Raw genomic sequence first — 17,837 nt, forward strand, 5'->3', positions numbered from 1 at the left:
TCGATTAGAATAAACGCTGAGGTTGACCAAAGTAGTAACCCTGAAGGTAATCGACCCCCATATCCTCTGCGATTCGACACACCTGTTCATTATGTACGAACTCCGCCACTGTCTTGGCATTGAGTATCTGGCACAAACTAACAAGCTGTTGGGCAATTTTGCGCTGTTTCTTATCTTGATCGATATTACGAATCAGACTGCCATCGAGCTTTATCACCTGTGGCTCAAGCTTCAATATCTCATCAATATTCGAATAGCCCGAACCAAAATCATCAACGATGATATTCACGCCCATATCGCGGAAATGGTTACATATCTCAATCAATCGACCGTAATCCTGAATCTGCTCGGTTTCCAGTACCTCTAACCCAATGCGCTGCGGGTGACTGATCTTTTTGATGGCTTGCTCAAGATGAAGAATAGTTTTCTCGTTGTTGAAATCTTGTGGCGCCAAATTAATAGAAAACGAATCGGTCCTTTGACTCATATAATCAAAGGTACGCGTTATCATCTGGCGACTAAGGCGCGTATAAAGATGCGTTCCCTCGATAATCGGTAAAAACTTACCTGGAGCTATCAGCTGACCATCTTCTTCTATTCGAACCAAGCATTCATAGCTTTCAACTTGATGGCTATGCGCTGACACTATGGGTTGAGAACACGCCACAACATTTTGATTCAACACCGCGCGGCTTACACAAGACAACCAACCTAATTGCTCTTGGCGCTGTTTCTCTAGTTGGATTAATGTTTTAGCGCTCACTAGATGCTTATTCTGACTTACCGCACTACGACGAGCCTCAATAGCTTTCAGTAAAAAGTCATCTATCGATGTGGTTGGAAAATCACGACGACTCGCAATGCCTGCGCAAATTGAAACCGAGAGGTAATCGATATCCGGCAAGCCCATTGGCTCAAAATTTACGTGTTCGGTTTTATCGGCAAACTCAGAAAAGCGCTGATGAATGTGCTCGTGGCTGGCCCAGCTTTCAAAAACTACCGCCCACTCGCCAATACCGATGCTGTATAGCTGACACCCTTCATCAAAAAACTGCCATAACGCCTTTTGAAAATACTCACTCAAATCACGAAGCAGCTTATCACCTACTCGATAACCGTACTTTTCATTGATCTGTCCAAACGTCGTGACCTTCAACGCCAACAAGTGACTATCAGCATTCATTTTTGACAGTTTTTCACGCAACACACTTCGATTAGGTAAACCCGTTCGACGATCAATCCGATAACTGGCGGTCAGCGCTGTGGCTTGCTGCTGGATCTTGCTCGCCATGCTGTTGTTCATGTCATCAACATCGAGCAAAGCATTACGAATCAATGAAAATAAGGGGGATATGTTCGTGGCAGGTTGTGTCTCAAGCGGAACTGCACCTTCAGCTTCGACCTCTCCCTCTCTTAGCGTGAGATACGTTAGGCTTTGATGCAGAATGCGTTGTTGATCATCATCTTGATAAAGCTCGCCCATACAATACACACCATAGGTGTCTGCTAGGTTTTGAAAAGTCTCCACCTCTTGGTTGCCATCAATAAAGTCGATACGCGAAGTGCAGTTATAAATAAAGAACTGTTGCGGGGCATGAACACCAATTTGTTGAACGCCAAGTCGTATCTGCTCCAAGGTCAGAGAAGGATGGTCATAACAAAACCGAACCTCATCGCCAATCTGAAACGGACCACTAAACTCGATCTCTCCGTCATCAATGACCTTGAGTGGTAAATGGATGTTTTGTTCTTTTGGATCGCCAACCATCAAAGGGAAGTTATGGAGTTGCTCGAAAGGTACTTCGAGGCCGTCCGCAAGGTAGCGATTATAAAGATCACGAACTGGCATGCCGTCCAATTCTGCCAAGCGTTGACCTTCAGCGCCAGTGACTCGAAAGGTGCGCCCTATCGGGTTCCACTCGGTGTAGTAGCCTTTGGTTACGACTAACTCAGAGCTGTGTAAGGCCAGCATTACGTAGGCATTTTCGTAGCAATGGCCGTTCAGCATAACCCACCGTCCACTGTCGGTAATGGTCGATGCGCCTCCACAAATAGGCAGTGAATATCGGGATTGTTCAAACGCAGAAAACAAGGCTCGGTTATTTATCTGCAAGCGATCGGCAAAGCAGATAATACTTTGAGTCTGAGCGGTACATCCCAACTGTTCCCACATCGATTGGCTATCAATTTGTGGCTGCTCGCTATATTCCACGACACCACAAGAAAATGAGGTGCTGTCGAAGCGAGTAACAATAAGGTACAAGCCCTGATGTAAAATGACACCTTGGCTGATGTAATGATTGGCACTACAACCAATGAGCTTTGCGTTGGGGAAAGTCGATTGAATTACTTGGCAGGCAGCCAAAACCGAACCTTTCTCGAAAGACGAAAACACCTGAATCAGTAGGCTTTCATGTGTATGAAAATCTATCTTTTCCAATTCACGTTGGGTTTGTTCTATGTCTTGTATCAGGAGAGAGGTCGACTGCATATTCACATTAATCGTTGCGTTAATGATTTGTTATTGTGCTTATTATAGATAAGGCTTGCACGGAATACTTACAATCGTCTTGTAAATAATGTGACGTTAGTTAGACATCACTCATTCCACCAAAAAACAGTCATTAATGGTGGCTGAGCGCTTTCAAAGTAAGGGCTTGTGGGATTGTGCGAGCTTTAATAACTAAAACAGTCGCTTAGGCTCGCCAAAGTAATAACCTTGCAGGTAATCGACACCCATTTGCTCTGCCATCTCACAAACCTGTTGATTGTGAACAAATTCAGCGACCGTTTGGGCATTAAACACTTGGCACAAACGCACCAATTGAGAAGCGATGTTCCTTTGCTTTTGGTCTTTGTCGATGTTGCGAATCAAGCTGCCATCGAGCTTGATGATCTGCGGCTCGAGTTTGATGATTTCATCAATGTTGGAATAACCTGAACCAAAATCATCCACAATGATTCTCGCCCCGAGAGCACGGAAGTGATCACACACCTCAATCATTCGACCGTAATCTTTGATCTGCTCAGACTCGAGAACTTCTAAGCCAAGTCGAGTGGGATCGTTGATACCACTAATGGCAGTCTCGAGAATCTCAAGTGTCTTATCGCTCAATAGGTCTTGTGGAGACAGGTTGATCGAGAACGGGCTTTGCTTATCCGCCATATAACCAATGGTGTTCTTAATCATATGTCGGCTTAGACGAGTATAAAGATGCGTGTCAGCAATCATAGGTAAGAACTTACCCGGTGGCACAATCGTCCCGTCTGCTTCCATAATTCTGACCAAACACTCTTGGCCGATCATTTCGTGAGTACCCGCCGCAACAATAGGTTGTGAGTAAGTGATGATGTTCTGATCTAAGATTGCTCGACTTACGCAGCTCAACCAGCCGAGCTGTTCCTTGCGATCTTCCTCGCTCACCTGAATGTCTTTAGCATTAGTAATGTGGGTGTTGTTACGCACTCCATAACGTCGAGCTTCAATCGCTTTCAATAAGATTTCATCACCGCTGTCAGTTAAGAAATCACAACGGCTGGCAAAGCCACCACACAGTGAAACCGACAGGTAATCAATATCGGTTAATCCATATGGCTCAAAATTAATGTGTTCAATGTCATCAGCAAACTCAATGAAGCGTTGTTCTATCTTCCCGCTGTCGATACTCGCGTTAAAGATAATCGCCCACTCACCAACGCCAATACTGAACAGTTCGACCTGAACCTTAGATTCCTTCACTACACGAAGATGTAATCGTTCAACAAAATGATTCGAAAGGTCGAGTAACAACTGATCACCCACTTGATAACCATATTTCTCGTTAACCTGATGAAAATTGGTCAGCTTTAAAGTCAGAAGGTGTTCACTGAACAGAATCGTATTAAGGCGCTCTTTTAATACAATCCGATTAGGCAGCCCGGTACGCGAATCGATTCGGTAGCTCTCGGTTAGACGACGCGCCTGCTGATGAAGTTTTTTCTCCATCTGGGTATTAATGCTGTCTAAGTCCGCAACCGCATTTCTCACTAAATTGAGTAACGGTGAGACCGTAGAATCACAATGAAAATCATCACAACGAAATTCGTCTATCTCATCCGACTCTCTCATCGCAATATAGGTGAGGCTGTGATGAAGTATGTCTTGGCGATCTTCATTACGGTAGAGCTCACCCATGCAATAGGTACCACTGGCCTTCACAATCCCTTCAAATGGCTTTAGTTCGAGCTTACTATCGATGAATTCAAGCCGAGAGACACAGTTATAAATGATCACCGATTCAGGCTGATGCATCGCAAGCACCTCGGCACCATGACGCACTTTCTCTGCGGTCAAAGATGGGTGGTTATAACAAAACTGAGCTTCCTCTCCGACATGCCAAGGGCTACCAAATTCAATACTGCCATCGTCATTGATACGAAGAGGCGTTGAGATGCCCTTCTTTCTTCCGAGCTCACGATAGAGCGGGAAACTCATCAATTGACTAAATGGAAGGTCTTTGCCGTCAGCAAGGTAATGTTTGAACACGTCAATCGCTGGCTTATCATTCAATGCATATAAGCGGTTGCCCTCAGCTTGAGTAACTCTTAACTTCATTCCAATAGGATTCCACTCAGAATACGCATCCGACCAAACCTTCAACCTTGGGTTGGTCAAAGCGACTGCAACACAGGCGTGTTGATAGGTCTCTTCGTTATGCATAACCCAACGGCCAAAGTCATTCTCGTGACAGAGTCCACCAGCCACAGGCAAGCTATAAGGCAGGTTTTCAAAAGCGCCATAAATGGGATAATCGCGCCCTTCAACCTGATCACACAGGCTAATCACCGTTTTAGTGTCTTTGGAGAGAGATAATTGAGCCACCAGAGCTTGGCTATCGTGGTTCGGATTGCCAGTAAAAGGCTGCACAGCAGAGGTTAAATGTGTTTCATCAAACTCGCTGATAATCACTAAGGTACAAGCGCTTTCTAGGCAGTTATCACAAATAACATGACGCGCACTTTGGCCTATCAGTATGGAATGATTTAGGTGCTTGAGAGCAACACTCGCGATGCGTCGAGCAACCTCTGGAGATTGAGCTGAGAAGAGTTGAATTAGGTATTGCTTGCGGTCACACCATTCTCGCTGTTCAAATTGAGATTTAAATAACTCCTCAGTATTTGCGAGAAATGTAAATGTTTGCATGCCAACCCTTGTTCAAAATCGAGTGAAGTGAGAACCCGCAACCACTGCTATGATTGAAATGAATCGATAAAAAGTAGTCGCCTATTATCCTAGCCTAAACAGGCATTTAATTACGACTAATGTAACAATTCAATATCATAAATGCGACACAATAGCTTACCGTAGCCATTAAATTAGTCGCATAAGATCGCTAAGTTGCTCTATTTCAACATCAGGGAGCACACTCGCCTTCGAGGAGAGGTATAAATTGGAACCAGTATCATTAAACCAGCATGCCTGGAAGCCATTTTTCTTAGCTCCGTAAACATCCGTTCTCAGATGGTCACCAACGTGAAGAATGTTGTTCGCATCAAAACCTAAGTATTGCTGCGCTTTTTCAAACATATCCGGGTAGGGTTTTGCTCTGCCATCAGGGCCGGCTTTGAGGATTAACTGAAAGTATTGCCCTAAGCCAATTTTATGCGGATCGACATTACCATTTGTAATCGCCACCAAAGGAATACGCTGACTAAGCTCAGCCATCACGCGATGTGTCTCTTGAGGAACATCCACCTGATTACGCAGCCACAAGGCGTGTTCTATGCCTTCACGAGCGGCTTGTTCTGCTTGCAGCTGAGAGTAACCCAGTTGCAGCAAACCACGCTTAATCTGTGTTTCACGCCAAGCAGTAACATCATGCTTTAAAGCTGGGTTTTCAGAGGCGACTTGCTGCTTAATGCCCTGCCACTCTTCAAGCGATAAAGAAGCCGACACAGGGTGCTTTTGATAAAGCCACTGTGCCATCTCCTTCTCTACCTTCATGATCACAGGCCAGTTGTCATACAAGGTGTCATCCAAGTCAAAGGTCATGGCTTGGATAGGCTTTAACCCTCGATAAATTCGCATAGTAAACCCTTTAATCTAATCTTTGTTCTTCTTACGCGCTCTCGGATGAGCCTGATCATAAGCTTGCGCTAAGTGTTGGAAATCCAAGTGAGTGTACACTTGGGTAGTCGAGATGTTTTCATGCCCGAGCAATTCTTGAACAGCGCGTAGGTTTTGGCTCGATTCAAGCATATGCGTCGCAAAGGAGTGGCGCAGTTTGTGCGGGCTGATGTGGCTCGCCACAGATTGCTTCTTGCCCCACTCTTCCATACGTTTTTGCACACTGCGGTGTGAGATGCGCGTTCCCAGCTTGGAAACAAACAGCGCGTCCTCTCCCGGAGAAGCCAATTCACCGCGGACTCGCAGCCACTTATCGACCCACTCTTTCGCTAAACCAGAAAAAGGCGCTTTGCGTTCTTTGTCGCCTTTACCAATCACTCGGATTTCGCCTTGTCGAGCCAACACATCCTTCAGGTTGATGCCGACCAGTTCTGCCAGTCGTAATCCAGCACCATACATTACCTCCATCATCGCTCGGTCACGAATCGACAGTGGATCGTCTTCATTCACATCAAGCAGTTGACCCACTTCATCGACATCAAGATTTTTAGGCAAAGGACGTTGTTTGCGAGGTGCAGAAACACCTTTGGCTGGATTGGCTGACATCTCGCCACGCAATACGAGGAAATCAAAGAAGCTGCGCAATGAAGATAAACGAGTCGCGATGCTGCTCGCTTTCATTCCCTCACGCATGCCTTTACTGGCAAGTTGCCTTACCCATGCAGCATCGACTTGAGCCCAATCTTTCAGTCCTAGAGTGACTAAATGAGCGGCCATGGTTTCGAGCTGTTGTCGGTAATTGCGTTGGGTGTGTAGGCTGAGTCCCTTCTCGCTTCTGAGATATTCATAGAAGCGAGAAAGTGGCTTTTGAAGGCTGTTAGGAAGAGGTATTTTGGGCTCTAGGCTCATTATTTATCTGCCAAGGTAAGGTGTCCGCCAAATGAGCTACAACAAGCGCTAAATGGCGTAAAAAGAGCGTATCCATATGGGGTTGGAAATGGCCGCCATCTTCGCTAGAAAAGGCGAGCAAGCCCAATGGAGACTGCTTAGCAAGCGGAAGTACTACATAAGAGCCTAGCTCTGGAACTGGAAAATCACCAAACAAATCTTGTCTGTCTGCTTTTCTCAAGCGTCCTAAATAAGCATCTTTACCGTTGAAATGGTTCAATGAAAACTTCGAATAACGCTCTCCGTTAAGCTGATAAAAGCCCAACTGAGACAGTACGCGAATATGAGCTTTCAAACCTAATTCAATCGCCTTTTGTTCAACCGCCTTAATGACTTGCATGAAATCACTGCATTTCAATACCTGAGCTTGCAGATCCATAAACTCATAAAAAGTTTTGTCGTTATTCGCAGCCAGTGACATCAAGCCAGTGATCTCTTCTTCTAACTCTTCGATTCTCTGGCGTTGACGCTTAAGCTGAACCTCAACCAAAGAAACCGCGCCCTGCTCAACATTGTTAACAGCAAGGCGATCAACCAAATTTCTTCTGTCTTGAAAAAAATCTGGGTTATCACGTAAATATTCCGCGACCACTCCTGCGGTGAGTGCGTCGGCTTCAACGTAAGACAAAACCTATCCTTTATTTTTTATGAATCTATTTGCTATCAGTCATTATTAGCAAGAAAGTTGACCATCAAACACATGGGTTGCAGGGCCAGTCATAAACAGAGGTTTACCCGGACCTTGCCAGCTAATGTGTAAGTCACCGCCAGGTAGACGAACTTTCACATTCTCAGCCAGTAAGCCTTGAGTAATACCAACCGCAACTGCGCCACACGCACCGCTACCACATGCCTGCGTTTCACCCGCGCCGCGTTCGTAAACACGTAAGCGAACCTCTTCACGGTTAACAACCTGCATAAAGCCAGCGTTAACACGCTCAGGAAAACGTTCATGTGATTCAAGAAGCGGACCTAAGGTCTCCACATCGGCAGTATCGACGTCATCAACAACAGTAACCACATGCGGGTTACCCATGCTCACAGCACCACAGAACAAGGTGTGTACATCCGTTCTCAGGATATACGTCTTCTCTGGCTGCTTTGCCTTGAACGGAATTTTGCCTGGTTCGAACTCAGGAATGCCCATGTTCACCGTGATCTGGTCATTGTCTTCAATCTTGAGAACCATTTTTCCTTTCTTGGTGCTCACGTTGATGCTGTACTTATTCGTTAAGCCTTTCATGCGAACAAATCGTGCAAAACAACGAGCGCCATTGCCACACTGCTCCACTTCACTGCCATCCGCATTGAATATGCGGTAATGGAAGTCAGTTTCTGGATCATAGGGAGCCTCAACCACAAGTAGCTGATCAAAACCCACACCAGTGTGACGATCCGCCAAACGACGGATCAAATCTGGAGAAAAGAAAATATTTTGAGTAATGCAGTCCACGACCATGAAATCATTGCCCAAACCATGCATTTTAGAAAAGTGGAAGTGCATAACGCTTAAAATTACTCCGGAAGAATGTTTTCAAGTTCCCACAGACTCGTAAGCTCTTCACGCTGACGAACCAAGTGAGTTTTATCGCCATCAACCATCACTTCAGCCGCTCGCGAACGAGTGTTGTAGTTAGATGACATAGCGAAGCCATAAGCACCAGCAGAACGAACGGCCAGTAGATCGCCTTCTTCAAGAACAAGGTCACGATCCTTACCTAGGAAGTCACCTGTCTCACAGATAGGGCCAACCAAGTCGTAAGTCACAGCTTCACCCTGACGCGGGCTCACTGGCACAATATCTTGCCAAGCTTGGTAAAGTGCCGGGCGCATCAGATCGTTCATTGCTGCATCTATGATGGCAAAGTTCTTATGCTCGGTAGGCTTGAGGAACTCGACTTTCGTTAATAATACACCAGCGTTAGCAGCGATCGCTCTTCCAGGCTCGAAAATCAGCTCTAGATCCGAATGATTGTCTAGACGAGCCAACAAAGCTTTCGCGTAGTCTGAAGGTTGTGGTGGTAATTCATCGCGGTAAACCACGCCTAAACCGCCACCGACATCAAGATGTTTGATGTTGATGTCGTTAGCTCGTAGTTGGTCGATCAGTGCAAGTAGGCGATCAGTGGCATCGATGAAAGGTTCGATATCCGTTAACTGAGAACCGATGTGGCAATCAATACCATGGATAGACAAGTTATCGAGTGTTTTTGCAAACGCATAAACAGCAGGAGCACGGTCGAAGGCAATGCCGAACTTGTTATCACGCAGACCCGTAGAAATGTAAGGGTGAGTGTTCGCATCAACATCTGGGTTAATACGCAGTGAAATCGGCGCCTTAACACCAAGTTCACCAGCCACTTTATTCAGTCGCTCTAATTCTGGCTCAGACTCTACGTTGAAACACTTAATGTTCAACTCAAGTGCACGCTTCATTTCAGCGGCTGTTTTGCCGACACCAGAGAATACAACTTTTGCTGGATCGCCACCGGCAGCAACTACACGCTCTAGCTCACCGCCAGAAACGATGTCGAAGCCAGAGCCCAAACGAGCCAAAGTATTCAACACGCCAAGGTTCGAGTTAGCTTTAACGGCATAACACACTAAGTGTGGGTGCTCGCCAACCGACGAATCAAACGCATTCCAGTGGCGTTCTAATGTTGCACGAGAATATACATACAGCGGTGTACCATATTGCTCTGCTAGTTGTGAAAGTGCGACGTCCTCAGCCCAAAGCTGGCCATCTTCCTGATAGTTGAAGTAATCCAAAGTTCTTATCCCTTATAAATAACGATTTCTGCGTGTTTCACTTATTGTGATTGTTCAGTCTGCTGAACTTCATCAGGATCGTACAAAGGACCCGTTTGACCACAACCAGAAAGTCCAATAACAGATACCATAAACAGAGCGGTAATTAATTTTTTCATTTTGCATATCGTGATTATTAACTCAATGCCCCCTATAATCGCACCACACTCAGGAAAAGCAATAGGATAGAAAGGATGAACGAGACTGAATTTCATCAACTGGTCGATATACAGATGCAAAACATCGAAGAAGCTATCGATGAATCAGAGGCAGATATTGATTACGAAGTGACTGGTAACGTAATGACGCTGGAGTTTGAGAACCGCAGCCAAATCATTATCAACCGCCAAGAACCAATGAAAGAAATCTGGTTAGCGTCTAAATCTGGTGGTTTTCACTTCAAGCTAATCGACGACAAGTGGACATGTTCTAAGACGGGCATGGAATTGTTTGAGATGGTTAAAGAAGAATGCGTGAAGCACGCTGATGAAGATATCGATTGGGTCTAATCATTTGTAAGCAAAACTAAAAAGGAGTGAATCAATCACTCCTTTCTTAATATCAATCAGTCTTAATAAGACTAGGTGTTGACTATCTTTGAGCTCCGAGAAGCTAAAGTCGCATCGTTACGATAAGGTACAACGTAAGAGTTGCCCTTTTCTGGATGAACAATTTGGTAGTACTGAGGCAGATTAAAGTTAATCAGCTTAGACGACATCTTCGACTCATCTTTTACCGACGTGTAGAAAGAATTCACGCTCGCGATCATCTCATCTTTTTCACCGCTGTACTGGTGATACACCTCAACTTGATTCGACTCGTCCAATACATAGATATTGAAGCCTTTGTCGGTGTCTTCGAAGAAAAATTGAATTAAACCTTCACTCGCAAAGCCATCAACCACATCTGGCAACTGATACTCTTGCTCTTTATCAAGCATCAGTAGAGGTGAGCCCTTAAGCTTGTTGGTTGAGATACTACGGTAGAAATCGACCGAGTTTTCCAACATCTGTACCGAAACACCACGACGTTCAAAGAACAGACCAAACATCTTGTTGGCTAAACGAATAGCTTTAAAGCGGCGACGTTTCTCTGGTTCAATCGGTTTCAATCGTAAGTCGATACACTCGGCAAGCAGTTGGTACACCATGTTACGCATAACACCGCGTAGGTTTTTGCTGTAACAGAACACATCGACCGACTCTGGCGGCAACGCATCTTGGTGCATTTTGCCAAGAACCGTCTTAAGTGCGTCTAGCATTGCTGTATCACCTTGGAAATGAAGCGTACGAACTTCATGCCAAGAGTTACGATAAACCAGATCAACACTTCCGACTAAGCTCTTACCTTCTTCACCAAAGCTGAAGATATCTGCATTCTTGAGATCCACTTTTAATGCACGACCACTTAATTCAGAAGTCGGGTCATTTTCAAAGTTGATGAACATCGCCAGCTGGCTAATCTCACATGGGCTAGCCAGGGCCTGCATACTCGGGCGGCGCTTACGCAGAGAGAAGGTATTACGAAGGTCACTCACCATTTGATAGAACTTATCGATATCAATATGGGCATCACGAACCACAGAGTGCAGACGTGTCGACTCAGTAATCAAGCCATTAAAGAACGACCAAGCCACCAACTTACTTAAATACTCATGATGCTCAAGCGAACGTTGACCAAGAATACGGTGCGCGATCAACGGCTGCTTGTACAAGTACCAACCCGCTTTATTGGATTGTCCTTGGCAAACTTCAATAAAGCTCAAGTCTGGCTCATGAAGATCGGGAGAAATTTGCGGATTCAGCAGCGTGACTTTACCCGGCAATACCTCAAACGCAGCATAAAGCTTACGTGCCAAGATACTGATATCTTGTGGGCTGATTGCCGAAGTAATGTCGTTACGACGTGCAAATTGAATCAGATTACGATAGCTCAGCATCAAGGCATCAAGTAACGCATGGTGCACCACTTTCACCTGCTCAACCTTCCAGTTACGGCGATTGTCGAGCTCGGCAATGGTTTCTTGCCCCCAATTCCAAGATTTAGTCATCTCAGTTAGGGCTTCACGACGCCACGCAACAGAACCAATGCCAGCTTCACGCGACAATTTCTCGTGGGTCTTAAGGTAGAAACAGCGCCTCACCAAGTCCAAGCGAGTGTGGTCGTTGATACGTTCTAGATAGCGCGTTACCTTCTCTAGCATCAGATAGTAGCTATCCATACCATACAGATCAGGTTCATCCGCGAAGAAGCGACGCTTAGTATCAATACTCAGTAGTTGAGTGTTGGGGTATTCCCATGAATAAGCTTCTAGCAAGATCGCCTTTAACACCGATTTATACGGTGAGTCGATACTTTTGTAGAGCTGCCACAGGTTAGAACCGAAGTACTCTTCAGCAGGGATACGATTTAGCTTGCCGAAATCAATCCACTGCGAACAATCAAGGTAGCCATCTTGGCACAAGCCCTGAACATATTCGTCATAGCACTCTTCCATTTCTGGCGGAATGATCTGCCACAACAGGCGTTGTCCAGCTAAACGAACGGCAGAACGGTAGAACTCATCAAGTAACAGCAAGTGCTGAGAAGAGCCACAGTTATCACCGGTCATCTCTTCAGAATGATTTGAACGGAAACGCTCTTCATCCATTAAAAAGAAGTTAGCTTCAACACCTAAGCTCTCAGCCCAGTCGGTAATCAAAAGACATTTATTGGTTAGGCTATCGCGCGCTGAGCCATCCATATCCGAAGATACACACACCCAGATATCGAGGTCACTTGAAGTACTTTGACCAATAGAAGAGGTACTGCCCATGGTGTACAAACCAAGAATTGCGGGCTCAGCAGCCTCGGTGAGTTTTCCACCCAGCGTTAATTCGGTATCAGAGACAAATTGCTTTTGGAATTCATTAAGTGTGAAGCTACGAATTCCAAAAGGAACTTGTTGGTCATAATAACCAGGCATCATCGGGTGATTGAAATGAAGCAATGCGGGAATAAGATTGAATACTCGTTGACCTTGCACATTCATCAACGCCAACGCACGATCAATGCGCTGCTGATTTAGATTGTCTAATCGTTGAATCAAAGTTTGAGTGTAAGCCTGCAAGGTAAGTCCTTGGTTTGAGGTTAAGTGCAGTTCTGTTTAGTTACCGAACGAAAGCAGCAACAAAACGTGATCAATCTAACACTTTCACCCTTAATGGTAAAGCAAAGGAACCCTTCATACTGGTCAATTCCTTAATGACAGAAAGTTAAACTCACGACGCCGTAGTGTCCTCTTTATTGACTACTTCTAATAATAGCCCATATTTCAAATGAGATACCAATCACACTATTTTAGTGAACTCATGAAAATCCTTCAGCTATCAAAGTATCGAATGATCAAACAGTAAGAATTTTCGCCTCACAATGGTAAGATTAGACCATTACAGAACCTATATCGGAAACACCATGACAAATTCAGCCCCCATCCGTATCGCGACCAGAAAAAGCCCTCTTGCCCTTTGGCAGGCATACTTTGTAAGGGATGCGCTTCAAGCTGCTCACCCTGGTTTAGAGGTTGAGTTGGTAACTATGGTGACCAAAGGTGACATCATCCTAGACACTCCGCTAGCTAAAGTGGGTGGTAAAGGGCTATTCGTTAAGGAACTTGAAGTAGCGATGCTAGAAGGTCGAGCAGACCTAGCTGTTCACTCAATGAAAGATGTACCTGTCAACTTCCCTGAAGGTCTAGGCCTGGTAACTATCTGTGAACGTGAAGATCCTCGTGATGCTTTCGTCTCAAATACTTACAACAATATCAACGAACTACCACAAGGCGCAGTCGTGGGTACATGTAGCCTGCGTCGCCAATGTCAGCTACTGGAATACCGCCCAGACTTAATCATCAAAGAACTGCGCGGCAACGTAGGTACTCGTCTAGGTAAACTCGATGATGGTCAATACGATGCCATCGTCCTAGCGGCAGCTGGCCTTAAGCGACTAAAGCTAGAAGAGCGTATACGTAGCTTCATCGAACCAGAACAGTCTCTACCTGCTGTTGGCCAAGGCGCAGTTGGTATTGAGTGCCGTCTTGATGATGAACGATTGATTAAACTTCTTGAGCCTCTAAACGATGAAGATACTGCTGACCGTGTATTGTGCGAGCGCTCAATGAACCTAACATTAGAAGGTGGTTGTCAGGTACCTATCGGTAGTTACTCTCTATTAGACGGCGACAACATCTGGCTACGTGCATTAGTTGGTGAACCGGACGGTTCTAAGATGGTTCGTGGTGAGATATCTGGCTCTCGTAAAGATGCTGAAGCGCTTGGCGTGACTCTGGCAAATCAATTGCTGGATGACGGTGCAAGAGAAATCTTAACCAAGCTTTACGCTGACCAAGAATAATCATGACAGTGTTGGTGACTCGTCCCGGCTCTGAGGGACAATCGCTTTGCCAACAACTAGCGGATGAAAGGATTCAAGCAATCCATCATCCGCTGATTCGTATCGTTGATAATCCAAACTCATCGGATTTAAGTACCCAGCTTAATAACAGCAATATCATTATTGCAGTCAGTCACCACGCCGTGACCGCAGCTCAAAACATCCTTTCAAAAACCTCATCCATTTGGCCAATTTCGCCGCTTTATCTTGGCGTTGGTCAAAAAACTGCGCACGTTTTAAGCAAAGCCTGTAAACAAAAAGTAAACTATCCTCAAGTGAGTGATAGTGAACATCTTCTCAAACTTACTGAACTTAATGGCGTAGATAATAAATCCATTTTGATACTGCGTGGAAATGGTGGACGTGAGCTCATTCGAGATTCTTTACTTAACAGGGGTGCACAAGTCTCTTATTGTGAGACTTACCGTAGAGAATATATTCCTATTAGCGACCACAATACCTATCAAACATGGGTAAACAATAAAACGTCCAAAATTGTCATCACTAGTCAGGAACAATTGGAGTATCTCTGCTCAATTACCCCTGATGAGTATTTGGCTTGGCTTTCAACAAGACATCTATTTGTCCCAAGCCAACGCATAGCAGATCGAGCACAACAACTCGGATTCTCTAGCGTGACCAATACTCAAAGTGCTACGAACCAAATATTACTGGCTGCTCTCCGGCCTTAGCTAGAAACAGGAAATAAGCATGACAAGCAAAAAAAATAATGAGCATATTGAACCTGAACAGAAACAAGACACTCAGCCAGTAGTTGTTGAAAACGAAAAAGCTGAATCTACAGAGACAAAACAACCTGAACAAAAACTTGATGCTTCTGCGTCAAATGCCGCTCAAAATGAACAGCCTCAAGCTGAACATAAAGAGCAAATAGAGAAAGCGGAAAAGCAAGGTAAGCGCGGTGTCAAACTAGGCGCTATTGCGATCGCTATTTCTATTATTTTCAGCGGCGGCATCGCGTTTCAAATGCAGCAAAAGAGCGCTGAGTACTCAACTCAGATCGCAGCTCTTCAAGCACAACTGCAAAATACTCAATCTGCAGTAAATAAAGACCTACAAACCATCAAGCAAGAGACTATCCAAGAAGCATCACATGCGGTGGAGAAAACTCAAGTCGTACAATCTCAACAACAGAAGAGCATTCAAAGTCTACAGCTAGCGGTTGCTGACGTTAAAGGTCGCCGTCCAAATGACTGGTTGCTTGCTGAAGCTGATTACCTTGTGAAACTTGCTGGTCGTAAACTGTTCCTAGAGCATGATGCCGTTAGTGCCACCAAACTAATGGAAAGTGCCGATCAGCGTATCGCCGCACTGAATGACCCAAGCTTGGTCTCTCTTCGTCAATCAATGACCAATGACATTACTAAGCTTCGCACTATCCCTCTGATCGACCGTGATGGCTTAGTTCTTCGTATCACAAGCCTACAAAAACAAGTCGATACTCTACCGCTTGCCAATGCGATTCTTCCAGAAGCTGCGGTTGTTGAGAAAAAAGCCGTATCGCAAGACATCAATGATTGGCAGAACAACCTAATGACGTCGATGAAAGATTTCTCAGAAAACTTCATCACCTTCCGCAGTCGTGATGGAGAAGTCATTCCTCTACTATCACCTGAGCAGCACTTCTACCTACGTGAAAATATCAAAGGCAAACTAGAGACAGCCATTCGCGCAGTCTACAAAGAGCAAGGTGAACTGTATAGCGCAGCTCTTAATACCGCTAGCGAATGGTCGAAAGCGTACCTAAACCAAGATAACAACTCAGTGATTGAGTTTGAGAAGGCAATTAAGCAGCTGAGCGAGCAGAATATTTCTGTGAAATACCCTGTGAAACTTGAGTCTCAAAATGAGTTATCAGACGTGATACGTGAACGCCTACGTCGTGAAGTAACCGTTATGACCACGGAGGAAAAATAATGATTCGTTGGATTTTTCTTTTTCTCGTTCTAGGTGCTGGGTTAATTGTTGGTACTCAGTTCTCTGGTCAACAAGGCTACGTTCTGATCTCAATTGCGAATAAGACCATTGAGATGAGCGTGACAACACTGGTTATCTTTGTCATTGCTCTTCTAGCGGCTCTATTCGGCTTAGAGTACCTATTTAAAAAGCTTATGTACGCAAGCTCGACAACTTGGAACTGGTTCAGTGTTCGTAAACTAAAGCGCTCTCGTCGTTATACCAATGAAGGCATCATCAAACTTCTTGAAGGTGATTGGAAAGGCGCAGAGAAGAAGGTAACTCGTTGGGCTAACCACCACGACATGCCGCTACTTTGTTATTTAGTCGCTTCTCAAGCTGCTCACGAACAAGGCAATACAAGTCAGCGTGATAAGTACATCGCGCTAGCTAGTCAACAAGAGGACTCTCTACTGGCCGTTGAGCTAACGAAAGCCAAACAACAGATCAGTGAGTCAAACTACGAAGCCGCATTCGATACACTTTCTACCTTAAAAGGCACATACCCTAATAACACTGCTGTACTTGGCCTACTAAAAGCCACTTACATGCAGCTTAAACTTTGGCAACCATTGTTAGAGCTAACGCCTAAGCTGGCTAAGAACAAGCTTCTTACAGCTGATGAGCAAGTCGAGTTAGAACAGAAAGCACAATGTGGCTTACTTCACGATGTTGCACAACAGCAAGGTAGCGAAGGTTTAATCAGCCATTGGAACAAGCTTTCAAGAAAGCAGAAACAAAGCTCTCACCTTGTTTCCTGTTTTGTGAAGCAACTGATCGCTCGTAAAGCTGATTCAGAAGCCTTCACAGTGATTAAAGAGAACATTGCGAAGAGTGGTTCAAATGAGCTCTATATGTTGCTTCCTGAGCTGAACCTAGCCGATCACCACCCAGTAGTGATCATGCTAGAACGTGCAATCAGTAAAGACAGTGGTAATGCCGAAGCACACAGCGCGTTGGCTCAGTTCTACCTAAGAGAACAGAAGTGGGCAGAAGCGCAAAGTCACTTTGAAAAAGCACTAGCACTTCGCTCTAATGTTTCAGATTACGGATACCTATCTGATGCACTAGAGAAGCAGAACCTAACGAAAGCAGCCCATGAAGTTTCTCGTAAGGCACTCACTCTCGTTCAACCAGCGTAATTCAAAACGACTCAAACTAAGCCGATATCTAGCATCGGCTTTTTTGTATCTGTCATTTGCCCCTAGATAACTTCTACAACACATCTAATCGAACCCTACCCGTCCAACGCCACCAAACTAACTATTAAATTACGCAATGGAGCCTCTCAAACACACAGAGAACTACTTTAATTGTGTCTGTATGTAGTTTTGCGATTTTTATAAACAAGCTCTAAGCAGAGGCTCGAGAGGAGTCATAAAGATAAGTGACGCCTCTAAGCTGAAGAGTAAAAGGAGCTCACTTTGAGAGAACACATTTAAAGATATTCACCAACAGACCGAAAGCCGCGTTAAATTGCGTATTTCGGTGATTGCGATCGCTCGTTTCCCCCCTGTGTCAGCATAGTTGTCGTCTAGATTTTTAAGGAGATAACTATGCCAGCTAA

At 44.9% G+C, this 17,837-nt stretch carries 14 protein-coding genes; 5 read left to right on the forward strand and 9 right to left on the reverse strand.

What is annotated here, in order from left to right:
• Window positions 1-4: 4 nt before the first annotated feature.
• From ED652_RS13790 to ED652_RS13825, 8 genes are all read right to left on the reverse strand, one after another.
• Entirely contained in the window at window positions 5-2,491 is a 2,487-nt protein-coding gene (locus ED652_RS13790) for an EAL domain-containing protein (RefSeq protein ID WP_122055185.1), read from the reverse strand.
• Window positions 2,492-2,683: 192 nt separating this feature from the next.
• Window positions 2,684-5,182 carry an EAL domain-containing protein gene (locus tag ED652_RS13795; protein WP_122055186.1) on the reverse strand — a complete coding sequence of 833 codons (2,499 nt, stop codon included), beginning with the start codon at window positions 5,180-5,182 and terminating at the stop codon, window positions 2,684-2,686.
• Window positions 5,183-5,350: 168 nt separating this feature from the next.
• Window positions 5,351-6,067, reverse strand: a complete 717-nt coding sequence (yigB, locus tag ED652_RS13800; RefSeq protein ID WP_122055187.1) for a 5-amino-6-(5-phospho-D-ribitylamino)uracil phosphatase YigB — start codon at window positions 6,065-6,067, stop codon at window positions 5,351-5,353.
• 15 nt (window positions 6,068-6,082) lie between these two features.
• Window positions 6,083-7,015: a tyrosine recombinase XerC gene (gene xerC, locus ED652_RS13805; protein ID WP_122055188.1), complete on the reverse strand. Its 933-nt coding sequence runs from the start codon at window positions 7,013-7,015 to the stop codon at window positions 6,083-6,085.
• Window positions 6,984-7,682 (reverse strand): DUF484 family protein, encoded by a 699-nt coding sequence (locus ED652_RS13810; RefSeq protein WP_122055189.1) that lies wholly within the window; start codon window positions 7,680-7,682, stop codon window positions 6,984-6,986. The genes xerC and ED652_RS13810 overlap by 32 nt, the downstream gene beginning before the upstream one ends.
• Window positions 7,683-7,727: 45 nt before the next feature.
• On the reverse strand, window positions 7,728-8,558 hold the full coding sequence (gene dapF, locus ED652_RS13815) for a diaminopimelate epimerase (RefSeq protein WP_017104749.1): 831 nt from the start codon (window positions 8,556-8,558) through the stop codon (window positions 7,728-7,730).
• 11 nt (window positions 8,559-8,569) lie between these two features.
• Complete coding sequence (gene lysA / locus ED652_RS13820; protein WP_009848209.1) at window positions 8,570-9,823, reverse strand: diaminopimelate decarboxylase; 1,254 nt, start codon at window positions 9,821-9,823, stop codon at window positions 8,570-8,572.
• 41 nt (window positions 9,824-9,864) lie between these two features.
• Window positions 9,865-10,077, reverse strand: coding sequence for a lipoprotein (locus ED652_RS13825; protein WP_017104751.1), 213 nt, complete (start codon window positions 10,075-10,077; stop codon window positions 9,865-9,867).
• Here ED652_RS13825 and cyaY point away from each other — a divergent pair.
• A complete protein-coding gene (gene cyaY, locus ED652_RS13830; RefSeq protein WP_076668587.1) occupies window positions 10,057-10,371 on the forward strand; it encodes an iron donor protein CyaY in 315 nt (104 codons plus the stop codon). The two genes, ED652_RS13825 and cyaY, sit on opposite strands and share 21 nt — an antisense overlap.
• A 71-nt stretch (window positions 10,372-10,442) precedes the next feature.
• Here the strand turns inward: cyaY and ED652_RS13835 are convergent, their stop codons facing one another.
• Complete coding sequence (locus ED652_RS13835; RefSeq protein WP_122055190.1) at window positions 10,443-12,971, reverse strand: class I adenylate cyclase; 2,529 nt, start codon at window positions 12,969-12,971, stop codon at window positions 10,443-10,445.
• Window positions 12,972-13,315: 344 nt separating this feature from the next.
• Between ED652_RS13835 and hemC the strand changes: the two genes are divergently transcribed.
• The 4 genes from hemC to ED652_RS13855 are packed head-to-tail and all read left to right on the forward strand — an operon-like array spanning window position 13,316 to window position 17,412.
• On the forward strand, window positions 13,316-14,254 hold the full coding sequence (gene hemC / locus ED652_RS13840; protein WP_122055191.1) for a hydroxymethylbilane synthase: 939 nt from the start codon (window positions 13,316-13,318) through the stop codon (window positions 14,252-14,254).
• A 2-nt stretch (window positions 14,255-14,256) separates the two neighbouring features.
• Window positions 14,257-14,985, forward strand: coding sequence for a uroporphyrinogen-III synthase (locus tag ED652_RS13845; protein ID WP_122055192.1), 729 nt, complete (start codon window positions 14,257-14,259; stop codon window positions 14,983-14,985).
• Window positions 14,986-15,004: 19 nt separating this feature from the next.
• On the forward strand, window positions 15,005-16,231 hold the full coding sequence (locus ED652_RS13850; RefSeq protein WP_122055193.1) for a uroporphyrinogen-III C-methyltransferase: 1,227 nt from the start codon (window positions 15,005-15,007) through the stop codon (window positions 16,229-16,231).
• Window positions 16,231-17,412 (forward strand): heme biosynthesis protein HemY, encoded by a 1,182-nt coding sequence (locus ED652_RS13855; RefSeq protein WP_122055194.1) that lies wholly within the window; start codon window positions 16,231-16,233, stop codon window positions 17,410-17,412. Before ED652_RS13850 ends, ED652_RS13855 begins: the two co-directional genes overlap by 1 nt.
• The last annotated feature ends 425 nt before the right edge of the window (window positions 17,413-17,837 follow it).

The organism is Vibrio sp. Evd11 (assembly GCF_900382755.1).
Lineage (GTDB): Bacteria > Pseudomonadota > Gammaproteobacteria > Enterobacterales > Vibrionaceae > Vibrio > Vibrio lentus.